Source organism: Streptomyces sp. NPDC004126, from assembly GCF_050275515.1.
Lineage (GTDB): Bacteria > Actinomycetota > Actinomycetes > Streptomycetales > Streptomycetaceae > Streptomyces.
In genome coordinates this window covers 1-20,664 of sequence record NZ_JBNNPF010000084.1, presented here as the reverse complement: position 1 = coordinate 20,664, position 20,664 = coordinate 1, and the positions used below count along the sequence as shown (strand labels likewise).

Sequence of the window (20,664 nt, the reverse complement as noted above, 5' to 3'; positions counted from 1 at the left end):
GGCGCTTGGGCGGGTCGCCGGCCGGGAGGGCGCCCGGACGGTGGGCGCCCTCCCGCCTCGCCGTGTGGTCCCGCTGCTCCGGACGGCCCACCCTGCGGCACGGCCCCCGCCGATCCCGCCCGCCCTGTGCTCGGGTGGCCCTGTGCGAACCGGCCGCGGCCGGCGGCCCTCCCCCCGGCAGGAGAACGCGATGAACCCCCTACGCTCACGTTGTGCGGCGGCCCTCGGCACGCTGCTGGCCGCGATGGCCCTCGGCTCCCTCGCCCCCTCGTCCGCCGCGACGCAGCCGCGCGAACTGGTGGTCCCCTCGGCCGCGTACCCGACCGTCCAGTCCGCCGTGGACGCCGCGCACCCCGGGGACCGCATCGCGCTGCGCCCCGGCGTGTACCGGGAGCAGGTGACGGTCCACAAGAACCTGACCCTCACCGGGGCGGGAGCCGGCCGGACCACCATCCTCGCCCCCGAGCACCTGGTGGCCGGCCCCGACGGGCTCAACTCGATCCTCTCCCTGGGCAACGCGGCGTCGGTCAAGGTCTCCCGCCTCACGGTGAGCGGGCCGGGCTCCGGCACCTGCGAGGAGGGCGCGCTCGGGGCCGGCATCCGGGTCCTGGGCGGGGCGCACCTGGACCTCAGGCACGCGGCCGTGACCCACATCAAGGACACCCCGATGGCCCCCTGCCCCCGCAGCGCCAACGCCGTCCTCATCGGGGACTTCCCCGGCGCGGGGTCGGCGGACATCCGGGACTCCAGGATCACGGACTACCAGGGCGCGGGCATCGTCGTGCTCAGCGACGCCTCGAAGGCCACCTTGCTGCGCAACGTGGTCACCGGGCAGAAGACCATCTCGACCGACGGCATCGAGTTCGTCGAGGCGACCGGCCGGGCCGAGCAGAACACCGTGAGCGACAACGCCTGCCGCGCACCGGACACCGGCTGCGGCCCCGACTTCTTCTTCGACGTCCAGCACGCCGGGATCCTCGCCAACACGGGCGTGACCGTCACCAAGAACCGCCTCGTCGGCAACCAGCTGGGTCTGTACGCCTTCGGCGTGATGGAGACCGGCCACAACACCTTCGTCGACAACGACTACTTCGCGATGGCCTTCCAGGACGGCAGGTTCACCGCGGTGAAGGACACCGTCCGGGGCGGCGGGGGAGGGGTCGCGGCCATCGCCACGGTCGTGGACACCACCGTACGGCTGGACCAGGTGAAGATCACGAAGATCACGGGAGACCGTATCCGTACGTTCGAGCAGAACGGCTTCACCGCGACGGTGACCACCACCCCGCGCTAGCGCGTACACCCGGTCACCGCTCAACGCGCCGCAGGGCCACCGCTGTTCACAGGCCGAGCGCCTCGAAGGCCGCGTCGGGGAAGCCCTCCGGCAGGCCCGTCCCCCGCCAGGTCCAGTCGTACGGGCTCACCGCCTCGGCGGCGTCCTCGGCCGCCGTTCCCGCGTCCGCCGGGTGCTGTGCGGGCAGCCCCAGCGCGACCACCGCCCAGGCCGTCAGCTCGGCGACGTACAGGTACTGCCACCAGCCGGCGTCGTCCCACCCCGGGCGCTCGGCGGCCCGCTCGGTCCAGGCGGTGCGGTAGAGCGACGTGAGGGCGGCGCGCGGATCGGCCGGGGAGGCCTCGACGGCGTCCCGGACGGCCCGGAGGTGTTCCAGCTCCGTGGCCCAGGGATGCCGCGCGAAGAACTCCAGGTCCTCGCGGAGGGTCGGCCGCAGCGCCCGCCCCCGGCCGAGGTGCCGCCGCCCGGCCGGTGCCCACAGGCCGCCCGGGCCCGGGCCCAGTCCCGCGGCCCGCGCGTCCGCCGCGACGTCGCCGAGCACCGCGTCGCGCCAGCCGAACCCGTACGCCGTCCGAGCGGCGACGATCGCGTGGACCTGTGCGTCGGTGGCCGGCGCGTCGAGGAGCGCGTCGTCGCAGCCGCCCCACAGCAGGGCGACCGCCGCGGTCACCGCCTCCAGGGAGCGGGCGTGCAGTTCGTCCGCGGGTACGCGGGTCCAGGGCAGCAGGGCCCGGTGGGTCCTGTCCCACAGCTCGCGCACGGTCGTGTTCTCGGGCATGGCCCCGTCAAGGTATCGAACGGTCGTCGTACGGATGCGCGGCACCCCCTCCCTGTTTAGTTTTGCATTGCGTCACGAAATGTCTCGTACCTCCGTTCTGCCCCTGCCAGGAAGGTCTCCCATGAAGCGATTCCCCGTGATCGGCGTGCTCTGCGTCAGCGCGGTGTTCGGACTCGCCGCCTGCTCCGACAACGGCGACGACAACTCGGCCGCCGAGCAGGCCACCCAGGCCGCGGCGGACCTCTGCACGGACCTGAACGCCCTCAAGTCGGACAACGCCAAGCTCAAGGCCATGAACCCCGCCTCCGCGACGAAGGACCAGGTCAAGGACGCCTACGAAGCCGTCCAGAAGGACTGGAGCAACGTCAAGGAGAACGCCTCCAAGCTCAAGCAGGCGGAGCAGGACGCGGTCAAGCAGGCCGCCGAGGACCTGAAGAAGGGCTACGAGAACCTGCCGGGCGACACCACCGGCAAGGACGCCCTCACCCAGCTCCAGCCGCAGATCCAGAAGCTGGACGAGGCCTCGACCGCCGCCGCCACCGGACTCAAGTGCTGACGGCACGCTGACCCCTGGCGACCCGACCCGACCCGACCCGGCCCGGCCCGGCCCGGCACACGACGTGCCGGGCCGGGCCGGTCCGGCGTCCGGACGGCCACCGCCCGGCTACGGGGCCGGAGCCGCCGTCTCCCACGCCGCCATCTGCTCCCGGAACTTCGGACATCTGACGATGTCCTCCTCCCCGCACCGCAGGGCGTGCGTCAGCAGCTGATGGGCGTGTTCGAGATCGACCATGCGCTGCTCGATCTCCCCGATCTTGGCGCGGATCATCGCCTCCCGCTGCGGCTGCTCCCGCTGGAACTCGCCGATCTCCACCAGGCTCAGACCGGCCTGCTGGCACTTGCGCAGGACCGTGATCCGCTCGGCGGCCTCCGGCGGATAGCGCCGCTGCCCGCTCACCCGCTCCGGCTGCGGCAGCAGGCCGTGACGCTCCCAGTACCGGATGGCCGAGGCCGGAACCCCGGTGATCTCGGCCAGCCGGCCGATCGTCATGCGCACGTTCCGCCCCTCCTCCCCGGGCCGCCGGCTCCGGCCGCCGTCCCGGCATTTGACTTGAACCTTAGTTCAAGTTGAAGAGTGGTCGGCACGTGGACGGCGGCGAACGAGCGCCCGCCGGCAGCACATTTGGAGATGCGCCATGAACGACACGCACATCCGCGAGGAGCGGGCCGAACAGCTGGCACGAGCCGCGGAGCAGCTCTTCACCGCCGGGGTGATGTCCCACTCCGGACACGCCAACCTCAGCGCCCGGCTCGACGGCGAACGCCTCCTGCTGACGCCCGGCTTCGTCCGCGGCCTGCGCCCCGAACAGCTCGCCACCGTCGGCTTCGACGGAGAAGTCCTCGAAGGCGAGCTGCAGTCCGTCAGCGCCGAGATCATCGCCATGCACAGCGCGGTGTACCGGGCACGCCCCCGGGTCGGCGCCGTCATCCACACCCACTCGCCCTCCGCGACCGCCTTCGCCGTCGCCCACCGGCCCCTGCCCTGCCGCACCGAGCCGATGCTGCGCTTCGGCCAGGCCGAGGACATCCCCGTGGTCCCCTGGGGACCGCGCGGATCGGACGTGTCGGTACGCGGCATCGCCGAGGTGCTGGAACGCCGTCCCACCACGGCCGCGGTCCTGCTGGCCAACCACGGCCTGCTGGTGTTCGGCCCGGACGCGGCGGCCACCGCCCACCTCGTCGTCGCCATCGAGGAGAGCGCCGAGGCCGAGATCGCCGCCGCGGCGATCGGGGGAGCCGTCGACTTCCCCCCGGGCGCCCAGGAAGCCGTCCGCGCCGCGGCCGCCCGGGTCGCCTCGTGACGCCGGACGCGCAGGCCTCCCGCGCGGAAGCCGTACGCGACCGCTACCGCTCCACCCTCGGCGCCGTACCCGGCGGGGTGCAGGACCGGCTCCGCCTGGCCGAGGAGTTCGGCCGGCTGCCCACCGAGGAAGCCCTCGCGGCCCTGCGGCACATCGTGCTGACGGACAGCCCGCTGGGAGCGCGGGTGCAGCAGCTCGTCCACTTCGGGCAGCTGCTGGCCCTCGGCCGGGCCCACCCCGCCCGCATCCACGCGCAGGGCGCCCTGCACGCCGGCGCCGCCATGGCCGACCTCGTCGGCGTCGCCGAGACCGCGCTCATCACCGCCGGCGTCCCCGCGTACGCACTCGGCACCGAGATCATCGCCGAGCTCCTGGCGGGGGCGGACGCGTCGGCCCCCCTCTGACCGGGGCGGGCCGGCACGCCCGGCAGCCGGTACCCCGGTCACCGGCTGCCGGCCCACGGGCCCTCCTCCGGCTCCCAGCGCTCCGCCACCGCCACGTCGAGCAGGATCCGGAAGTCCCGGCGGTGGCGCCTGGCCTCCCGGGAGAACGCCTTCGCACAGGCCGCGGCCACGGCGGCGCGCGGCGTGTGGGCCGAGACCACGAAGAGCTGCACACCCGTCCGGGCGTCCGCGCCGCGCCCGTCCCGGATGGGCATCGTGACGCACCAGGGAAAAGCAGGCCGCGCGGTCGGGGAGCAGGCCGGTCGAAAAGCCGTAGCCGTCATGGGTCGCACTCCGCTGGGCTGGAAGGACGCGCCGTCGAGCGGCGCCGAACCCCCTCACGGTCCCCCGCCGGACGGGGCGGCGGCGTCCGCGCCGGGATGTCACCCCGGGCCGGGCCGTACCGCTCGGGGAGTACCCCCGGCGCGGTACGGCCGCGTCCGCGCCGGGTGTGTTCACGACGGCCGGACCGGGGCCGGCGTCTAGGGTCGTCCCGTGGCAGGACGGCGTCGGGTATGGCTGGCCGTGGTCCCCTTGTTCGCGCTGGTGGCAACCCTGCCAGGGCTCGCCGAGGGGCGGGCGCCGACATGGGCGGAGACGGCCTCGGCCGCCGCCGGGTGCGTGGTGCTGCCCTGGTGCCGCCGCTACCCGGTCGGGGTGTTCGCGGCGGCCGCGGCCGCCGCCCTGGTCTCCCTCTACCTCACCAGGCTGGTCTTCCCGGGAGCGCTGCCCCTGCTGGTCGCGCTCTTCGCGGTCGGCGCGTCACGCCCGGTGAGCACCGCCGTGGCCTGCACACTGGCAGCCGTGGTCTCCGTGACCGGGGTGGTGCAGCTGACCCGCCACATCCCGTCGTTCACGCTGCGCAACGGCACCCAGCTCGGATGGTTCGTCGCGGCGGCCGCCATCGGCGTCGCGGTCCAGAACCAGAAGGCCCTGCGCGAGGCCGCCGAGGAGCGGACCCGGCGCGCGGAACAGACCCGGGAGAGCGAGGCCCTGCGCCGGGTGGGCGAGGAGCGGCTGCGCATCGCCCAGGAACTGCACGACGTGATCGGCCACAGCATCGCCCTGATCAACGTTCAGGCCGGGGTCGCGTCCCACCTGGTCGGCCGGGACGAGGCCGCCGCCCACCGCTCCCTCGAGGTGATCCGCACGACGAGTGACACCGCCCTGGAGGAGATCGCCACCACCCTGGGCCTGCTGCGCGCCGCCGAGCACGACGTACCCCCCACCGGCCCGGTGCACGGACTGCCCGAGCTGCCGGCCCTGCTCGAACGGGCCCGGGCCGGAGGCCTGCGCATCGGCCTGCGCCGGCAGGGCACGCCCCGGGAGGTGCCGGCGGTGATCGGCGCGACGGTCTACCGGCTGGTGCAGGAAGCGCTCACGAACGCGGTCAAGCACGCCGGCCCCGGTACGGAGGTACGGGTCCGGCTCGCGTTCCGCGAACGCGAGCTCCGCGTGGTGGTCGAGGACGACGGGGCCGGCCGGGGTGGCGGCGCGGGCGGCACCGGGCTGGGACTGCGCGGCATGCGGGAACGTGTCCAGGCCGCCGGCGGAACCCTGGAGGCAGGCCCGACCGCCCGAGGATTCCAGGTCTCGGCCCGTATCCCCACGGAGGCACCATGACGATCGACGTACTGCTCGCCGACGACCAGGCCCTGATCCGCGCGGGCCTGCGTTCGCTCATCGACTCGGAGCCGGGCCTCGCCGTGGTGGGCGAGGCCGCCGACGGCGGGGAGGCCGTCGGGCTGGCGCGCAGCCTGCGTCCCGCGGTGGTGCTGATGGACATCCGGATGCCCGGCGTGGACGGCCTGGCCGCCACCTCGGCCATCTGCGGCGATCCGGAGCTGGCGGGCACCAAGGTGGTGGTCCTGACCACCTTCGGGCACGACGAGTACGTCCTGGCCGCGCTGCGGGCCGGCGCGAGTGGCTTCCTGGGCAAGAACACCGCCCCGGTCGAACTCCTGGCGGCGATCCGGGCCGTCGCAGCCGGCGACAGCCTGCTGCTGCCCGAGCGCACGCGCCGCCTCGTCGAGGAGTCCGTACGCCGTGTGCCCGAGCCGCAGGCCGGACCGGTGGGCCTGGACGCGCTCACCCCGCGGGAGCGCGAGGTCCTCGCCCTCATCGGGAGGGGTCTGTCCAACGACGAGATCGCGGAACGGCTCGTCCTGTCCCCGCTGACCGCCAAGACCCACGTCAGCCGGATCCTGGCCAAGCTCGCCGCCCGCGACCGCGCCCAACTCGTCATCACCGCCTACGAGAGCGGCCTGCTGCGGCCCGGACGGCCCCAGGACGGCTGAGCGGCCCCGGGCTCAGGCGGCGTCCCGCTGCCCCGGGTGGTGCCAGCCGGCCGCCCGCCCGGCCGCCATGTCCAGCAGCGCGCGCACGTACACCGCCTGGATCACCGCGTCGTAGACGAGTTCCACCAGCAGCACCGCGGCGAGCAGCCGCGCCCGCGTACCACCGGCCCAGGCGGTGACCACCCGTTCGACCATGAACAGGACGCCGATCCCGAGCCAGAACGGGTTCCAGCTCCACTGCCCGTACACCAGCGTCAGCGCGCACAGCAGGAAGTACGAGGACAGCGCGACGACCCCGAAGCCGATGCCGGCCTGCTGCAGCCAGTAGCGGGCGGTGGTGCGGGTCAGGCCGTAGTGGCGGAGGTTCTCGACGGCCCCGCGCTGCCAGCGCAGGCGCTGGCGCCACAGGTCGGACCAGGACGGCATGATCTCGGTGGTGACCCGGCACCGCGGCGGGGAGGCCAGCCTCCAGCCGAGTGTCTTCAGCGCGAGGGTGAGCTCGTTGTCCTCGGTCAGGGCCAGCGTGTCGTAGACCCGGCCGGGTGTGCCGGGCAGGCCGCGTCCCCGCTCGGCGGCGACCTGGCGCAGGGCGCTGACGCGGATGACGGAGGCGGTACCGGTGAGGACCATGACCCGGGCGGGATGCCGGGCGATGTCGCGGCCGTAGCGGAGGTACTCGTTGCGCTGCAACTGGCCGAGGAGGCCCCCGCCCGTCGTCCCGTGGAAGACGCCCCCGACCGCCCCGAGCGCGCCGTCGCCCTCCAGCAGGGCCCGCGCCGTCGACAGGAAGGCGGTGGAGACGACCGAGTCCGCGTCCATGACGAGGACCGCGTCACCGTCCGCGAGCGCGGGCAGCAGGCGGTCCAGGGCCTGGTTGAGCGCACCCGCCTTCATCGCGGTGTTGTCCCGCGTCTCCCACACCTCGGCCCCCGCGCGCCGCGCGGCGGCGACGGTGTCGTCCGTGCTGTTGTCGCTGATCACGATCACCCGGTCCGGGCGGCGGACCTGTCGGCGCAGCGAGTCCAGGGTCCGGGCGATGTGCGCGCCCTCGTCGTGGGCGGGTATCAGGGCGACCAGTTCCATGTACGGGCCTTCCGGTTGGCGGCATGCCGCTCAGCTTCCCCTCGCCGGAGCCCGCCGGCATCGGCGCCGGGACGTACGCCGACGCGCTCCGTACTCCTGCGGAGGCATCCCGCTCCCGCCGGGGGAGTACGGCGCGCTGCCCTCCTCGGGCGGACGCGGACGGGGCCGCCGCCGACGAGCATGGGCCCCGTTCGACGGACGGATCGGAAGGAGCACCAGCATGTACGGACCGGTGGCGGCGGGAGTGTCGGGAGCGGGGACGGCGGGGGTGCTGGCCACGGCCGGCCTGGGCGTACTCGGGTGGACCGTGGCCGCCACGACGCTCCTGTTCGCGGCCCTCGCCCTGGGCAAGCTCCTGCCGGGCCCGGGCTGGTGGCGACAGGAGCGCCGCCCCCGCGACTAGCCGGTCACCTGGACTGCGTGGAGAGGCTCACGCCGCTGAAGTCCTGGGCGCCGGCGAGGCTGAAGTACACCCAGCCGGACGGCGGGTTGTCGATCGTCAGCGTCTCGCCGTTGCCGGCGTTGGCGGACTTCGCCTGGTGGCTGCTCGTGGTGGCCCAGGTGCTTCCGTTGTAGCAGAGGTCGGCGTTGCCGCTGCCGCCGCTGCTGGTGATGGTCAGCTGCTTGACGCCGGCCGGCAGGTACACGAAGTGGTGGCTGTAGTTGCCCGCGGTGGCCGCGAGGCCGTCCCGGCGGCAGTTCCCGTCGAACTGGCGGGGGTCGGCGGCGGTGCAGAGCGGGACGGCCGGGGCCGCGTCCGGCAGCGGACCGCAGCCGTCGGTCGCGCAGGCCGTCGTCAGCCAGGTGGCGAACCCGGCGTCGTAGCCGGTGCCGATGGTCTGCTTCAGGAAGGTGCGGGCGCCGTTCCAGTCACCGGCCCGGTACTTGCCGAGGACGGTCTGGACGTCGGCGGGGTGTGCCTGGAGCATGTAGCGGACCGCGAGGAAGCCCCAGCGGTAGACCCGGTTCGAGTTGACCTGGGGGTCCTCGTCCTGGCCGTAGACGGTGTCGAACAGCTCGCTGAGCTTGTACGTCTTCTTCCCGGCCTCGGCGACGGCGTCGGCGTTGCGCTCGCCCCGGTAGCCGAACGAGATGTTCTCGGCGATGCCCTCGACCCACCAGATGGTCGGCGTGGTCATGCCGGCCTCGAAGTCCCCGGCCATGTTGTAGCGGCCGTCGAGGTAGTGGGTGTACTCGTGGTTGAGGTTCCAGATCTGGAAGGCCGGACGCAGCCACTGGGCCTCGTGGGCGATGAAGCGGGCCTGGTTTCCGGCGGCTGCCGGGTCGCCCTCCTCGTACATGCCGCCGTTGTCGACGTCGATGTTGTAGATGGCCCAGGCGTACAGCGAGTAGTTGGTGTAGTCGTCGAAGACGACGACCTCCAGGTTGGTGTTCAGGTCGCCGGGGACCGCGCCCTTGTCGCCGATGATCCGGTGGAAGTAGGCGTCCTGGTTGACCAGGCTGGTACAGGTGCCGGACAACTGGCCGGGGGACATGTCCTGGGCGCGGATCTTCAGGCCCGGGGTGCAGGTGTGCTGGGTCGGCAGGATCGCCGGGAGGACGCGCTCACCCAGGTCGCAGATGGCGTAGGCCGCGCAGTTGCCCCTGTCGTACTGGCGCGTGTACCAGCCGAGGTTCATCGTGATCGGCGCTGTGGGGCCGACGTTGGGGTAGCGGTTGACGAGGTCCTTCAGCAGCGGCCGCAGCCGGTCCTTGAGCTCGGGCACGTCGAGGGCGTTGCCGAGGTGGCGGCCGACGTTGCTGACGACGTCCAGGCGGTTCAGCTGGGCGCCGTTGCGGGTGATGAAGCCGGCCCAGGTGTCGAGGATGGCGGGGTCGGCCTTGAGGGCGGCGCGCCAGCCGCGGCCGTCGTTCTTGGCCTTGAAGCCGTTCTCGACGACCCACTCGACGTGCTGCATGGCGAGGTCCATCTGGCCGGGCCAGGTGCCGTCGTAGCCGCCGAGCATCCACTTGACGACGCCCGCGTACCGGCCGGCCGTGTGGGTGCTGTCGATCAGCGTGACGACCTCGTTGAGGATCTCGCCGTTGGCGTCGGTGACGTCCTTGCTGCGCGGGGAGGCGAAGAAGGCGTCCAGTGCGCCGCGCGCCGCGGCGTCCAGCGCCGTGCCGTAGGGGCCGACGACGTCCCCGTTGTTGTCCTGCACGTAGTAGCCGGCGCGCAGGAACAGCACCAACTGGCCGATGGCGGCGCGGTTGTCGCCCGAGTAGCCGGCGGAAGCGTCGCGCAGCGCGCCGGCGACCGTGACCATCTGGGCCTCGTTGAAGGCCTTGCGCGCGTTCTCCCCGGTGAGGCCGAACAGCGGGTAGGTGCAGGTGATCTGGGGGAGCGCCTTGAGCTGCTGCACCAGCGCGCCGCCCGTGGCGTTGATCACCCCGGAGAGGTCGCCGCACTCGTTCCCGGCGGCGGCGGAGGACGACTGCCTGTCGCCCTTGGCGGGCTTGGCGGGCTTGGCCGCGGGGGCGGGGGCCGGGCGCGACTCCTCGGTGCCGTCCTGCGAGGAGATCCGCAGGCGGGAGCCGTTGCCCATCGCCTCCGGCGACTTGGGGACGGGGATCGACCGGGGCGCCGGGGCCGAGGCGGGACCCGCGTGCGCGCCGGCCGGGGCGGTGGCGGCGCCGACGGGTGCGGCGTGGCTCTGCGGCGTGAGCAGGCCGAGCGCGATGAAGGCGGCCGCGCCGAGCGCGGGAAGTCTGCGCGCGCCTGCCTTCGATATCCGGAAGGGGTGCATCTGTGGGGGCCTCCGGGGCCGTTGGGGCCGGGTGCTGGGGACACCAGGCTGTTGACATGTGACATGTAAAATTGCACAGGTCGGGCCACTTCGGAAGACCCCTGACGGGATTCCCCGCCCGCGGAGTCGAAGCGCGGGCGCGCGCGCCGGTGTTGGCCGGATGTCGGCGCCCGGACTTGGGTCAGTGGATCATCGACCGCTACGCTCCCGCTAGTTGCTCAAGTCAACCAATAGGAATGGACATGGACGACATCACCGGACACTTCCGCAGCCACGTGGAAGAGATCCTCGACTCCCTCGGCAAGGAACCCGGCCGGGAGGCCTTAGTCCACGGGGAACGGCGCCTGAGCGCGGGTGACATACGGGACCTCGTGCACCGCACGGCCCGCGCGCTGCACTCCCAGGGGGTGCGGCGCGGTGAGACGGTCACCCTGCTCTCCGGCAACCTCCCCGAGACGATCGCGGCCCGCTACGCCGCCGGCCTCCTCGGCTGCGCCGTCAACCACCTCTACGCGGGCCTTTCGGCCGACGTGCACGCCGACATCCTCCGCGACATCGAGACCCGGACCCTGATCGCCGACCCCGCCCACCGCGACCGCGCCGCCGAACTGGCCCGGCGCGTGCCGCTGGAACGCGTACTCCTGCTCGGCGCCGGCGCCGGCAGCGGCACCGGCCCGGGCCCGGACCTCGTGGAGCTCGCCGCAGGGGAGTCCTCCGCGGCCCTGCCCGGTGCGGCGCGCCCCGACGACATCTGCACCATCCGCCACACCGGCGGCACCACGGGCCACCCCAAAGCCATCTGCACCACCTTCCGGCAGTGGGTGTCGGCCGGGCCGGTCTGGTCCGACGAGCAGCAGGTCAGGACCCTGGTGTGCACCACCCTCGCGCACGCGGCGGGCCTCATGGCCGACAGCACGCTGCACGGCGGCGGCACCGTCGTCCTCCTGGACGGCTTCGACGCCGGAACCGTACTGGCGGCCGTCGAGCGCGAGCGCATCACCCACACGTTCCTGCTGCCGCCGCTCCTCTACCAGTTGATGGACCACCCCGACGTCGACCGCACCGACACCTCCAGCCTGCGCCTGCTCACCTACGGCGGCTGCGCCTCCTCCCCGGCCCGCCTCACGGCGGCGGTCCGGCGCTTCGGCCCCGTCCTCAACCAGTTCTACGGGCAGAACGAGGCGGGCGGGATCAGCATGCTCTCCCCCGAGGACCACGACCCGGCCCGACCCGGACTCCTGCGCACCGCCGGGAAGATCCTGGACGGTGTCGAGGTCGCCGTACGCGCCCCCGACGGCAGGCACCTGCCCGCCGGGGAACACGGCGAGATCTGCGTACGCTCCCCGCACGTGATGCAGGGCTACTGGAAGCAGCCCGAACTCACCGCCGAAGTGCTGCGGGACGGCTGGCTGCACACCGGCGACATCGGGTTCGTCGACGCGGACGGCTACCTCACGATCGTCGACCGCCTGAAGGACATGATCGTGGTGGTCGGGGGCCACGTGTACACGGTGGAGCTGGAGGACGTGCTCAACTCCCATCCGCAGGTGCGGCAGAGCGCGGTGCTCGGGGTCCCCGACGCCAACCGCACCGAGCGGGTCCACGCGGTCGTCGTGCGCACACCGGGCGGCGACGTCGGCGAAGCGGAGCTGCGCGCCCTGGTGCGCGACAGGAAGGGCGCCATGTACGAGCCCGCCCGCATCGTCTTCGCCGACGCCCTGCCCCTGACCGACGTGGGCAAGCCGGACAAGAAGCTGCTCCGCAGCCGCGCCGCCGCGCCGGCCGGCGCCTCCTGACCGTCAGGGCGCCAGCGGTTCGAGCACCTGGTTGTGGGCGTGCTGGTAGATCACGGACGTACGGAATCCGACGACCTCGCGGCGCTCGGTGAACTTGTCCATGAGGAAGCCGTGCAGGTAGTCCACGCTGGGCACGGACACGTGCACGATCATGTCGTCGCCCCCCGTCACGACGTAGACCGTGCTGACCTCGGGCAGGCCGGCGGCGTACGTCTTGAACGCCTCGATGACCGCGCGGCTGAGCGGGCGGATCTGGAAGTGGATCAGCCCCTGGACGTGGCGGTTCAGGGCGGCCGGGTCGACCGCGGCGTGGTAGCCGGTGATGACGCCGCGGGCCCGTAGCGCGCGGATCCGCTCCAGGCAGGTCGACGGGGCGATCCCGAGGGTGCGGGCGAGGTCGCGGTTGGTCTGCCGCGCATCGCGCTGCAGATGCCGGACGATCGCCGAATCAAGTTCGTCCATACGGCGATTATGGCCGCCGGGCCGAATTCCGTTCGGCGAACGCCCGCAACCGCGGCCGGAGTGGCTAGCTTCGCCGCATGACAGCCGTACTCGAAGCAGCCCTGTCCCTCAACTCCGCTTTCCCTCCCCACGAGTTGGTGCAGATCGTGCGCGGCCGCCGCAGCGGCCTCCCGATCACCGTCGCCGTCCACTCGACCGCTCTCGGCCCGGCCGCCGGCGGGTGCCGGATCGCCCACTACCCCGACCCCGCCGCCGCGGTCGCGGACGCCCTGCGGCTGGCGGCGGCGATGACCGCGAAGAACGCCCTGGCCGGTCTGGAACACGGCGGAGGGAAGACCGTCGTCGCCCTGCCCACCGCGGCCCGGCCGGCCGGCGCGGAGCGCACGGCGCTGCTCCACGACATCGGCGACGTGATCGAATCCCTCGGCGGCCGCTACCTCACGGGCCCCGACGTGGGGAGCGGCCCGGCCGACATGTCGGTGATCGGCGAACGCACCACGCGGGTGTGCTGCCGGCCCGTCGAGGACGGCGGCAGCGGCGACTCCTCCCTCCACACCGCACGCGGCACCCTCGCCGCACTGGGCGCGGTGGCCGAGGAGGCCCTCGGCTCGGCGGACCTCGCCGGGCGGACCGTCGCGGTGATCGGCCTCGGCGCGGTCGGCGCCCACGTGGCCCGGCTCCTGCACCGGGCCGGCGCGCGGCTCGTGGTCACCGACATCGATCCGGCCGCCCGGGAACTGGCCGCGGAACTGGGCGCCGCCTGGACCGATCCGGACGACGCCCTCGCGACGGAGGCCGACATCCTCGTGCCGGCCGCGCTCGGCGGCCTGCTGACGGCCCGCACGGTGCCGCTGCTGCGGTGCGCCGCGGTCGCCGGCCCGGCCAACAACCAGCTCGACGAACCGGCCACCGCCGCGCTCCTCGCCGCACGCGGCATCCTGTGGGCGCCGGACGCGGTCGTCAGCGCGGGCGGAGTCATCCACGCGACCGGCGTCGAACTGCGCCGGGAGACCGAGGAACGGCTGACCGAGCGCCTCCACGGCATCGGCACCACCCTCCGGCAGGTCTTCCACACCGCCCGGACCCGGCAGTGCACCCCAGCGGACGCGGCCGCCGAACTCGCCGCACGACGGGTCCGCGAACGCCACGGGTGACGCGGGCCGCGGACGTGTGCCGGAGCTGCCGCTCGGCCCGGGCCCCTCAGCCGCAGAGCGCCGCCGCCTGGGCCGCCGGCAGCCCCGGACCCAGGGGGAAGGGGAGCCGCTCCTTGCTCAGGTCGGCGCCGAGGTCGTAGACGTTGGCGGCGAAGACCAGCTGCCGCTCGTTGTCCACGGTGGTGAGCGCCATGCTCAGGAAACCCGGTCCGGCGCCGTCCGTCGACCAGACCTGGACCCGCCCGGCGTCGGGCCCCGGCCCGCACGCCACCTCCCCGCGCTGCACGCCCAGCCCGTACGCCGGCGCGCCGTCGAACTCCACCGTGGTCAGGAGCTCCCGCTGCTGTGCGGGAGGCAGCAGCTTGCCGGTGAACAGCGCCCGGTGGAAACGGGCCAGGTCGTCGACGGTGGAGATCATGGCCCCGGCGGTCCAGTCGTAGGAGGGGCTGAACCGGGTGACGTCGCCTCCCGCGAGGTCGTAGCCGTGCAGATGGGGCCCGCGGACGGCCGGATCGGTCAGCGGGAAGGACGTGTCCTTCAGCCCGAGCGGGGCGAGGACGCGCCGATGGATCTCGGAGGGCGCGCTGCGGTGGGTGACCGCCTCGATCACCAGGCCGGCGAGCAGGTAGTTGGTGTTGGAGTACTTCCACTTCTTCTCGCCGGGCTTGAAGTCCGGCTCGTGCCGCACCGCCCGGGCGATCACCTCCCGAGGGGTGTAGACGTGGCTCCAGTCGTGACGCTCCAGGTAAGGGGCGAAGAACTCCGGTTCCCTGGTGGGGTCGTAGACGCCCGAGGTGTGGTTGAGGAGCCGGCGGACGGTGATCGCCCGGCCGTCGTTCCCGTTCCCCCGGACCATGCCCGGCAGCCACCTGTCCACGCTGTCGTCGAGCGAGAGCCGCCCCTCGCCCTCCAGTTGCAGGAGTACCGTCGACACGAACGCCTTGGTGTTGCTGGCGATCCGGAACCGCTGGTCCGGGCGGGCCCGTTCGCCGCTCGCCGTGTCCGCGACCCCGGCCGCCGTCCGCGTCTCCCGCTCGCCGTGCCGGGCGTACGCGACGACTCCGGGGAAGCCGTCCGCCACCGTCTGCGCGAGCGCTTCCCGCAGGCCCGCCGGCTCCGTGCCTCCCGCACCCCCCGCCCGCCCCGTGGCGGACGCCGGAAGGACGCCCGTCGCCGCCACCGCGCACACAGCCGCCATCAGCGCGGCGGCCCGCACCCGTGCCCTCACGTATCGCTCCTGCTCGACTCGCCGATCCCGTACCCGCCGAGCTTCCCGGACCGGCGTACGGCCGGACCATCCGGCTGCCCCCCGCTTCGCCCGGGGGCAGGCCCCACTACCGCAGCCGCTCGGCGAACGCCCGCGCGGCGGCCAGGTCCCCGGCGTCGGGCCGCTGCCGGTTGACGCCGCCGACGAGCCCGAAGGGCCCCCAGGTGTCGAGGGCCCGGCAGGTGAAGCTCCCGTCCACCCGGAAGCCCTTGCCGGCGAGGCGCCGGACCAGGGGCCGGGTGAAGGGCGCCGGGCGCAGCCCGGGCAGCCCGCTGGTGGCGAACACGAAGGCCCGCCCGTGGGAGTCGGGGAGTTCCCGGACCAGGTCGGTCAGGGTGCGGTGGAGCCTGCCGTAGTAGACGCCGGAGCCGAATCCCACGAGGTCGGCGGCGGCCAGCTCCGCGAGGTCGGCCTCGCCGGGGGAGACGACGGCCGCGCCCAGGACCCGGGCCATGGCGTCGGCGACCCGGCGGGTGTTCCCGTGCGCCACGGAGGCGCAGACGATGACGGTCTTCATCGGGGCGGTCCCTTCTCTCGGTTCTCTCGATTCGCTCGATCCGCAGAGGGGACAGCGCAGCGGGCCCGGATGTGACACCCGGGCCCGAAAAGGGGTCGGCGTACCGGCCTAGGCGTATTGGCCTAGACCTATTGTGCGGCCCTGTCCGCGACGGTACGTTCGTGCCCGGCTGCGCAGCCCGTACGTACCGCACCACATCGCATCGTCAGGCACTCTGCCGGGCATTCCGGCGTTTTCAGGAGGACATGCATGTACCGTCGCGCAGCAGCCGCCCTCGCCACCGTCGCCGCAGCAGGGGCCCTCGCGCTCGGCACCGCCGGCGCGGCCGAGGCCGCCCCCGGCCCGGGCTTCTACGCACGCAGCCACCACACCTCGTACGCCGACTGCCAGGCCACCGGCCAGGCCGGGTACCGGATCTGGGGCCCGATCTTCTTCTGCGAGCCCCTCGGCTCCACCCGCCAGGACGTCATCGTCCTCTGGGTCCGCTACTGAGCGTAGTAGGTGTCGAACGAGGCGACCCAGAGCGCCGACAGGGGAAGTACGGACAGCTGGACGACCGCGGTGGTCCAGCACCGCCCGAGGACCGCGGCGGCGGCGCTCCACCAGGCCGCCGAGCGCAACAGGCCCACCACCTCGGCCTGGTAGCCCTGCCCCGCGGGATCCATCATGCCGGGGTACCCCATCCACTCCTCGGTGAAGATGCCGTCCGAGCCGAGGACCACGACGGCCGACACCAGCCACAGGTCGGCCAGCAACGCCCCCACGACGAGCGCCCTGTCGAAGCGGAGGTAGGCGGGGGCCGGGAGCAGCAGCCGCGCGAACGGACTCCCGTCCACCCGCACCCACCGCTGCCCCCGGCCCCGCCACAGCACCGAGACGGCATAGCCCAGCCCGACGAGGGCCATGGCCCACCCGACCAGGCAGGCCAGGCCGAAAAACAAGATCGCAACACCCATGCCCCACCAGATGCCACCCCCACCGGACCGGTTCCCTCCGCCCCCGTGACCCGGACGCGGGGCCGGGCGCCGGAGTGCGGGGTCAGGCGCGGAAGCGCAGCGGGTGATCGGCCGGGACCTCCACGACGGCGATGCGGACGCCGTCGGGGTCGGCGAGCCACATCTCGACCAGCCCCCAGGGCTCGCGCAGCGGAGGCCGCAGCACATCGGCGCCCCGGCCGCGCAGCTCCTCGTACGCGGCCCGGACGTCCGCGACCTGGAGCCACAGGCACAGCCCGGGCGCGGGCGGTGCCTCGGCACGCCCTGACACCTCCAGGAACCCGCCGCCGAGGAAGTACACCGTGCCCCGCTCCGCGCCCGTGCCGAACTCGCGGTACACGGCCAGCCCCAGCGTGTCCCCGTAGAAGGCGCGCGAACGCTCCGGGTCCGTGGGGCGCAGCAGAACCCTGCTGCCCAGTACGTGAACCATGCTCCCCGCTCTCCCTCAGGTGGCGCCGCACGCCCCGCCGGCTGCGACCATACGCCCGCGGCGGCCGGCGGTCAGGCAGGGCGGGGGATGTACGCCAGGCCGTGCGCGCCGGGTTCGCCGAGCTTGGCGATGTCGAGGCGGCCCAGGTGCTCCAGCGTCTCCAGGTCGACGATCTCGACGGTGGAGGAGATGACGCAGGACACGTAGGCGAGCCGGCCGTCGGGGGAGGAGGTGATGGTCAGCGGGAACAGCCCGACCTCCACCTCGCCCACCCGCTCGCGGGTCTCGGCGTCGAACACCGTGAGGCGGCCCGGCGCGTGGCGGCCCAGCTGCGACGCCGCGTCCGCGGCCATGCGGAGCTCGCCCGCGAGCAGCCGGCCCGTCGACGTGAGGTGCACCGGGAGGACGACGTTCTCGGTGGGCAGGGTGTCGACGACGGACGCCGTCCGGGCGTCGATGACCCGCAGACCGTTGGCCGGCCGCTCCCCGCCGCCGCCCGAGAAGTTGCCGTACGGCGCGGCGACGTAGACGTACGCGCCGTCGGCGGAGACCGCGAGCCCCTCGCTGCCCGGCACCTCGACCTTCGCGGTGAGGGCACCCCGCTCCAGGTCGACGACCGACACGAACGGCGCCTCCTTGTTCGTGGCGTACCCCGTCCGCCCGGCCGGGTCGATGGAGAACCAGTGCGGGCCGGGCGCGTCCGTGTCGATCCTGCCCAGCGGTCGGCGGGTGGCCGTGTCGACCACCACGACACCGCCCGGACGGTCGTCGCCGCTCTCCACGCTGACGTACAGCCGCCCGCGCTCCGCGTCCAGGGCGAGCCCGTGCGGGCCGTGTTCGGGGGCGAGGTCGACGAGCTCGACGACGCGGCGGGCGTCGGGGTCGATGACGGCCAGCTCGGTGCGCCGCCCGCCGTTCGCGTGGTAGTAGCCCGAGTGGTACGTCAGCGTGCACCACAGCAGCCGCTGCGTGGCGTCGAAGCACAACTCGTGCGGCTCGGCGGGGACGTGCACGTCGCCGAGGTGCCGGTCGGAGGCGGCGTCGAAGAACGAGACCGTCGGTCCGCTCTGGCTGACGACGGCCAGTACATCGCCTTCTCGACCGGTACGGGGGGACTGCAGCACAGCGGCTCCTTGAACGGGGTGAAGCGGGAACGCCACGCGTTTTCGCGGGCACCCCCACCCTCCGCTCCGAAGGGGTCCGGCAACAATGCAAAGATTGACACCCAATCATTGCCCCATACGCAAAGACCCAGTTCGGAAAGGGGACGGCGATGGATCTCAACCTGCTGCGCGTCCTGGACGCCCTGCTCCAGGAGAACAGCGTGACCCGCGCCGCGGAGCGCCTCGGCACCTCGCCCGCCGCCGTCAGCCGCACCCTGGCCCGGCTCCGCCGCACCGTCGGCGACCCGCTCCTCGTCCGCGCCGGCCAGGGTCTTGTCCCCACCCCGCGCGCCGTCGAACTCCGCGAGGAGGTCGGCGCGTTGCTGCGCGGCTGCGACAACGTGCTGCGGCCCGGCGCCGGCTTCGACGCCGTACACCTCCAGCGCACCTTCACCGTGCAGGCCACCGACCTGCTGCTCGTGGGCCTGGCCGGGAGCCTGACCGAGCGGATCCACGCGGAGGCCCCGCAGGTGGACGTGGTCTTCCTGCCGGAGGCGGTGGAAGGCGGGCCCGGGCTGCGGCAGGGCCTGGTGGACGTCGAACTCGGCGTCCTGGGACACCTGGACCCGGAGATCCGGACCCGGCAGCTGACCCGGATGCCGCTGGTCGGCATCGCCCGCAGCGGCCACCCCCTCTTCGACGGGCCGATCGACGCCCGCCGCTTCGCCGCGGCCGACCACATCGGCATCTCCCGCCTCGGCAAACGCCTCGGCCCCATCGACAGCGCGCTCGCGGAACTCGGCCTGCGGCGCCGGACCGCGGTCGTGGTGCCCAGCCACACCAGCGCGATGATGCTCGCCCGGGACACCGACCTCGTCGCACTCAGCCTCGCGGACTGGATCCCCGGCACCACCGCGGCCATGGGCCTGCGGACGTTCCCCGTCCCCCTCGACCTGGAGCCCCTGGACCTCGGCATGGCCTGGCATCCCCGCAACTCTGCCGACCCGGGCCACCGCTGGTTCCGCGACCACCTGGCGGCCGCCGTCCTGGCCCCGCCGCGCCGGCGGACGGCCACGGAATGACCGGCCGACGGAAAAAGGGGGGCGCCCACGGGGCGCCCCCCTTTTCCGTCGGATCCGCCCCTCGGGGCGTCCTACTGCGCGGCCCCGAACGTCCACACGGCGCGGTCCCCCGGGCCGACCACGAGGGTCGAACGGCCGATCCGCTCCTCGTGGCGGGTGAACACCGGGCGGTTGAGGGACATCTCGACCCGGCGCAGACCGGCCTGCTCGCGCGCCACCGGGTCCAGACGGACGGTCGTACCGCCGCCCAGCGCCAGGACGCCGCCGCCGGGGAGCTCCCGTACGGTGAAGCCGCCCGCCCGGAGCAGGGGCACCGTGTTGGCCAGGTCACCCGCGGTGACTCCGAGGTGGACCGAGGTCACGTCCTTCATGAGGTGCTCGCGGTAGGCGTCGGACAGGTACCGCTCGCGGCCGACGTCACCGGGGTAGGAGGCCGGCTCGGTGTTGCCGCGGGGGTCGGCGAAGTACTCCGGCAGGTACTCCATGCCCCAGGCGCCGAAGGCGTCGTACGTGCCGCTCGTGAAGACGGCGTCGAACCACGGCACCGGCACCCCGTCGCCGAAGTCGCGCGTCTGGCGGAAGGCCACCGGGTTCGGTACGCCCTGGTCGCGCAGGCGCGCCGTGACCGTGGCCAGGTCCCCGGCCCGCTCGGCCGACAGCCCCAGCCCGCCGGCGCCGAGCGTGCCGTCCTGGCCGGGGACGTCACCGACGCCGAACAGTTCTAGGTAGGTCTCGCGGCCCTTCAGATAACGGCCGGTCCAGGTCTCGCCGCCCGCGCCGGTCGTGGTGCTGACCTGGAAATTGGCGAAGTGCCGCAGGTAGGCGGAGTGCTCGATGGCGTCGGCGGTCTCCCGGTCGAGCACCCCGTAGGCGTGGTTGTAGAACAGCAGCTGGCGTCCCGTCGGCGGCGCTTCCTCCTGAGCCGACGCGATTCCCGTGGCACCCCCGACCCAACCGGTCAGTGCCACGACGAGGACCATTAACACGTGCAGTACACGACGATGCGACATGCGCGTGATCGTAGGCCGCGGTGGTGGACGTCTGCCGCCCATTAAACGGCGGGAGCCGGGCGTGACGGCGGACACCCACCCCAGCGGAGCCGAGTGATTGCGCGGGGTGATATCGGGGGGCTCTGGCGGTGAGGCGGCCCACAGGACCCAGGTCACATCCGGTCCGGGTTAGTAGCCGGTTCGGCCGGGCCTGGCAGGTGTTTCGGGCCGGGTCGTGGGTCCTGGTCTGCGAGGGCGGCTAGTAGACGGGGGGCGTTGCCAGGGCGCCGGGGGCCTGGCTAACTGGTGTTGTCGCCGAGGCGGCCGGGGCGCTCCGCCCCCCGCCGGCAGATCCCCTCTCC

Annotated in this window: 23 protein-coding genes; 11 read left to right on the top strand and 12 right to left on the bottom strand. The window is 73.5% G+C overall.

Annotated elements, in window-relative coordinates:
• The first annotated feature begins 190 nt into the window (after positions 1-190).
• The gene (locus ACQKM2_RS38715) at positions 191-1,294 is read left to right on the top strand and encodes a right-handed parallel beta-helix repeat-containing protein (RefSeq protein ID WP_427718381.1); all 1,104 of its coding nucleotides are present in this window, start codon (positions 191-193) and stop codon (positions 1,292-1,294) included.
• A gap of 46 nt (positions 1,295-1,340) precedes the next feature.
• On the opposite strand, the gene ACQKM2_RS38710 is transcribed toward ACQKM2_RS38715, so the two are convergent.
• Complete coding sequence (locus tag ACQKM2_RS38710; RefSeq protein ID WP_427718378.1) at positions 1,341-2,072, bottom strand: hypothetical protein; 732 nt, start codon at positions 2,070-2,072, stop codon at positions 1,341-1,343.
• A gap of 121 nt (positions 2,073-2,193) precedes the next feature.
• Here ACQKM2_RS38710 and ACQKM2_RS38705 point away from each other — a divergent pair, with 121 nt between their 5' ends.
• Positions 2,194-2,628: a type IV pili methyl-accepting chemotaxis transducer N-terminal domain-containing protein gene (locus ACQKM2_RS38705; RefSeq protein WP_427718375.1), complete on the top strand. Its 435-nt coding sequence runs from the start codon at positions 2,194-2,196 to the stop codon at positions 2,626-2,628.
• Between the two features lie 108 nt (positions 2,629-2,736).
• Here the strand turns inward: ACQKM2_RS38705 and ACQKM2_RS38700 are convergent, their stop codons facing one another.
• Positions 2,737-3,123 (bottom strand): MerR family transcriptional regulator, encoded by a 387-nt coding sequence (locus ACQKM2_RS38700; RefSeq protein ID WP_427718384.1) that lies wholly within the window; start codon positions 3,121-3,123, stop codon positions 2,737-2,739.
• Positions 3,124-3,268: 145 nt separating this feature from the next.
• On the opposite strand from ACQKM2_RS38700, the gene ACQKM2_RS38695 reads away from it, so the two are divergent.
• Together ACQKM2_RS38695 and ACQKM2_RS38690 are read left to right on the top strand one after the other, a co-directional pair.
• On the top strand, positions 3,269-3,934 hold the full coding sequence (locus tag ACQKM2_RS38695) for a class II aldolase/adducin family protein (protein WP_427718373.1): 666 nt from the start codon (positions 3,269-3,271) through the stop codon (positions 3,932-3,934).
• Positions 3,931-4,338 carry a carboxymuconolactone decarboxylase family protein gene (locus tag ACQKM2_RS38690; RefSeq protein WP_427718371.1) on the top strand — a complete coding sequence of 136 codons (408 nt, stop codon included), beginning with the start codon at positions 3,931-3,933 and terminating at the stop codon, positions 4,336-4,338. Before ACQKM2_RS38695 ends, ACQKM2_RS38690 begins: the two co-directional genes overlap by 4 nt.
• Positions 4,339-4,376: 38 nt before the next feature.
• On the opposite strand, the gene ACQKM2_RS38685 is transcribed toward ACQKM2_RS38690, so the two are convergent.
• Positions 4,377-4,592: a hypothetical protein gene (locus ACQKM2_RS38685; RefSeq protein WP_427718369.1), complete on the bottom strand. Its 216-nt coding sequence runs from the start codon at positions 4,590-4,592 to the stop codon at positions 4,377-4,379.
• A gap of 280 nt (positions 4,593-4,872) precedes the next feature.
• Here ACQKM2_RS38685 and ACQKM2_RS38680 point away from each other — a divergent pair, with 280 nt between their 5' ends.
• Positions 4,873-6,000 carry a sensor histidine kinase gene (locus ACQKM2_RS38680; RefSeq protein WP_427718367.1) on the top strand — a complete coding sequence of 376 codons (1,128 nt, stop codon included), beginning with the start codon at positions 4,873-4,875 and terminating at the stop codon, positions 5,998-6,000.
• The gene (locus ACQKM2_RS38675; protein ID WP_427718365.1) at positions 5,997-6,674 is read left to right on the top strand and encodes a response regulator; all 678 of its coding nucleotides are present in this window, start codon (positions 5,997-5,999) and stop codon (positions 6,672-6,674) included. The genes ACQKM2_RS38680 and ACQKM2_RS38675 overlap by 4 nt, the downstream gene beginning before the upstream one ends.
• Positions 6,675-6,686: 12 nt before the next feature.
• Here the strand turns inward: ACQKM2_RS38675 and ACQKM2_RS38670 are convergent, their stop codons facing one another.
• Positions 6,687-7,757 carry a glycosyltransferase gene (locus ACQKM2_RS38670; RefSeq protein WP_427718362.1) on the bottom strand — a complete coding sequence of 357 codons (1,071 nt, stop codon included), beginning with the start codon at positions 7,755-7,757 and terminating at the stop codon, positions 6,687-6,689.
• Between the two features lie 220 nt (positions 7,758-7,977).
• Between ACQKM2_RS38670 and ACQKM2_RS38665 the strand changes: the two genes are divergently transcribed.
• Positions 7,978-8,160, top strand: a complete 183-nt coding sequence (locus tag ACQKM2_RS38665) for a hypothetical protein (protein WP_427718360.1) — start codon at positions 7,978-7,980, stop codon at positions 8,158-8,160.
• Positions 8,161-8,164: 4 nt separating this feature from the next.
• Here the strand turns inward: ACQKM2_RS38665 and ACQKM2_RS38660 are convergent, their stop codons facing one another.
• Positions 8,165-10,507, bottom strand: a complete 2,343-nt coding sequence (locus tag ACQKM2_RS38660; protein ID WP_427718357.1) for a collagenase — start codon at positions 10,505-10,507, stop codon at positions 8,165-8,167.
• Positions 10,508-10,743: 236 nt separating this feature from the next.
• On the opposite strand from ACQKM2_RS38660, the gene ACQKM2_RS38655 reads away from it, so the two are divergent.
• Entirely contained in the window at positions 10,744-12,303 is a 1,560-nt protein-coding gene (locus ACQKM2_RS38655; RefSeq protein WP_427718354.1) for an AMP-binding protein, read from the top strand.
• Positions 12,304-12,306: 3 nt separating this feature from the next.
• On the opposite strand, the gene ACQKM2_RS38650 is transcribed toward ACQKM2_RS38655, so the two are convergent.
• The gene (locus ACQKM2_RS38650; RefSeq protein WP_427718352.1) at positions 12,307-12,765 is read right to left on the bottom strand and encodes an Lrp/AsnC family transcriptional regulator; all 459 of its coding nucleotides are present in this window, start codon (positions 12,763-12,765) and stop codon (positions 12,307-12,309) included.
• A 77-nt stretch (positions 12,766-12,842) separates the two neighbouring features.
• Between ACQKM2_RS38650 and ACQKM2_RS38645 the strand changes: the two genes are divergently transcribed.
• The gene (locus tag ACQKM2_RS38645) at positions 12,843-13,919 is read left to right on the top strand and encodes a Glu/Leu/Phe/Val dehydrogenase dimerization domain-containing protein (RefSeq protein ID WP_427718349.1); all 1,077 of its coding nucleotides are present in this window, start codon (positions 12,843-12,845) and stop codon (positions 13,917-13,919) included.
• A gap of 46 nt (positions 13,920-13,965) precedes the next feature.
• Here ACQKM2_RS38645 and ACQKM2_RS38640 read toward each other — a convergent pair whose 3' ends face one another.
• Together ACQKM2_RS38640 and ACQKM2_RS38635 are read right to left on the bottom strand one after the other, a co-directional pair.
• Positions 13,966-15,147, bottom strand: a complete 1,182-nt coding sequence (locus ACQKM2_RS38640; protein WP_427718347.1) for a serine hydrolase domain-containing protein — start codon at positions 15,145-15,147, stop codon at positions 13,966-13,968.
• Between the two features lie 106 nt (positions 15,148-15,253).
• Positions 15,254-15,703 carry a flavodoxin family protein gene (locus ACQKM2_RS38635; protein ID WP_427718345.1) on the bottom strand — a complete coding sequence of 150 codons (450 nt, stop codon included), beginning with the start codon at positions 15,701-15,703 and terminating at the stop codon, positions 15,254-15,256.
• Positions 15,704-15,952: 249 nt separating this feature from the next.
• Between ACQKM2_RS38635 and ACQKM2_RS38630 the strand changes: the two genes are divergently transcribed.
• On the top strand, positions 15,953-16,195 hold the full coding sequence (locus ACQKM2_RS38630; protein ID WP_427718342.1) for a hypothetical protein: 243 nt from the start codon (positions 15,953-15,955) through the stop codon (positions 16,193-16,195).
• Here the strand turns inward: ACQKM2_RS38630 and ACQKM2_RS38625 are convergent.
• The 3 genes from ACQKM2_RS38625 to ACQKM2_RS38615 all read right to left on the bottom strand — a co-directional run bounded on the left by ACQKM2_RS38625 (position 16,189) and on the right by ACQKM2_RS38615 (position 18,252).
• Positions 16,189-16,659 (bottom strand): hypothetical protein, encoded by a 471-nt coding sequence (locus ACQKM2_RS38625; RefSeq protein ID WP_427718340.1) that lies wholly within the window; start codon positions 16,657-16,659, stop codon positions 16,189-16,191. The genes ACQKM2_RS38630 and ACQKM2_RS38625 overlap by 7 nt on opposite strands.
• Positions 16,660-16,741: 82 nt before the next feature.
• Positions 16,742-17,128, bottom strand: a complete 387-nt coding sequence (locus tag ACQKM2_RS38620) for a VOC family protein (RefSeq protein WP_427718338.1) — start codon at positions 17,126-17,128, stop codon at positions 16,742-16,744.
• Between the two features lie 71 nt (positions 17,129-17,199).
• Positions 17,200-18,252 (bottom strand): YncE family protein, encoded by a 1,053-nt coding sequence (locus tag ACQKM2_RS38615; protein ID WP_427718336.1) that lies wholly within the window; start codon positions 18,250-18,252, stop codon positions 17,200-17,202.
• Between the two features lie 149 nt (positions 18,253-18,401).
• Between ACQKM2_RS38615 and ACQKM2_RS38610 the strand changes: the two genes are divergently transcribed.
• Positions 18,402-19,313 carry a LysR family transcriptional regulator gene (locus ACQKM2_RS38610; RefSeq protein ID WP_427718334.1) on the top strand — a complete coding sequence of 304 codons (912 nt, stop codon included), beginning with the start codon at positions 18,402-18,404 and terminating at the stop codon, positions 19,311-19,313.
• Between the two features lie 71 nt (positions 19,314-19,384).
• On the opposite strand, the gene ACQKM2_RS38605 is transcribed toward ACQKM2_RS38610, so the two are convergent.
• On the bottom strand, positions 19,385-20,299 hold the full coding sequence (locus ACQKM2_RS38605) for a DUF5829 family protein (RefSeq protein ID WP_427718331.1): 915 nt from the start codon (positions 20,297-20,299) through the stop codon (positions 19,385-19,387).
• Between the last annotated feature and the right edge of the window lie 365 nt (positions 20,300-20,664).

Bases quoted from the DNA above. Each gene is read 5' to 3' on its own strand.
- ACQKM2_RS38670 (WP_427718362.1), bottom strand. From the start codon at position 7,757: ATGGAACTGGTCGCCCTGATACCCGCCCACGACGAGGGCGCGCACATC.
- ACQKM2_RS38665 (WP_427718360.1), top strand. From the start codon at position 7,978: ATGTACGGACCGGTGGCGGCGGGAGTGTCGGGAGCGGGGACGGCGGGG.
- ACQKM2_RS38705 (WP_427718375.1), top strand. From the start codon at position 2,194: ATGAAGCGATTCCCCGTGATCGGCGTGCTCTGCGTCAGCGCGGTGTTC.
- ACQKM2_RS38625 (WP_427718340.1), bottom strand. From the start codon at position 16,659: ATGGGTGTTGCGATCTTGTTTTTCGGCCTGGCCTGCCTGGTCGGGTGG.
- ACQKM2_RS38700 (WP_427718384.1), bottom strand. From the start codon at position 3,123: ATGACGATCGGCCGGCTGGCCGAGATCACCGGGGTTCCGGCCTCGGCC.
- ACQKM2_RS38645 (WP_427718349.1), top strand. From the start codon at position 12,843: ATGACAGCCGTACTCGAAGCAGCCCTGTCCCTCAACTCCGCTTTCCCT.
- ACQKM2_RS38695 (WP_427718373.1), top strand. From the start codon at position 3,269: ATGAACGACACGCACATCCGCGAGGAGCGGGCCGAACAGCTGGCACGA.
- ACQKM2_RS38660 (WP_427718357.1), bottom strand. From the start codon at position 10,507: ATGCACCCCTTCCGGATATCGAAGGCAGGCGCGCGCAGACTTCCCGCG.
- ACQKM2_RS38715 (WP_427718381.1), top strand. From the start codon at position 191: ATGAACCCCCTACGCTCACGTTGTGCGGCGGCCCTCGGCACGCTGCTG.
- ACQKM2_RS38620 (WP_427718338.1), bottom strand. From the start codon at position 17,128: ATGGTTCACGTACTGGGCAGCAGGGTTCTGCTGCGCCCCACGGACCCG.
- ACQKM2_RS38610 (WP_427718334.1), top strand. From the start codon at position 18,402: ATGGATCTCAACCTGCTGCGCGTCCTGGACGCCCTGCTCCAGGAGAAC.
- ACQKM2_RS38650 (WP_427718352.1), bottom strand. From the start codon at position 12,765: ATGGACGAACTTGATTCGGCGATCGTCCGGCATCTGCAGCGCGATGCG.
- ACQKM2_RS38635 (WP_427718345.1), bottom strand. From the start codon at position 15,703: ATGAAGACCGTCATCGTCTGCGCCTCCGTGGCGCACGGGAACACCCGC.
- ACQKM2_RS38710 (WP_427718378.1), bottom strand. From the start codon at position 2,072: ATGCCCGAGAACACGACCGTGCGCGAGCTGTGGGACAGGACCCACCGG.
- ACQKM2_RS38675 (WP_427718365.1), top strand. From the start codon at position 5,997: ATGACGATCGACGTACTGCTCGCCGACGACCAGGCCCTGATCCGCGCG.
- ACQKM2_RS38630 (WP_427718342.1), top strand. From the start codon at position 15,953: ATGTACCGTCGCGCAGCAGCCGCCCTCGCCACCGTCGCCGCAGCAGGG.
- ACQKM2_RS38685 (WP_427718369.1), bottom strand. From the start codon at position 4,592: ATGCCCATCCGGGACGGGCGCGGCGCGGACGCCCGGACGGGTGTGCAG.
- ACQKM2_RS38655 (WP_427718354.1), top strand. From the start codon at position 10,744: ATGGACATGGACGACATCACCGGACACTTCCGCAGCCACGTGGAAGAG.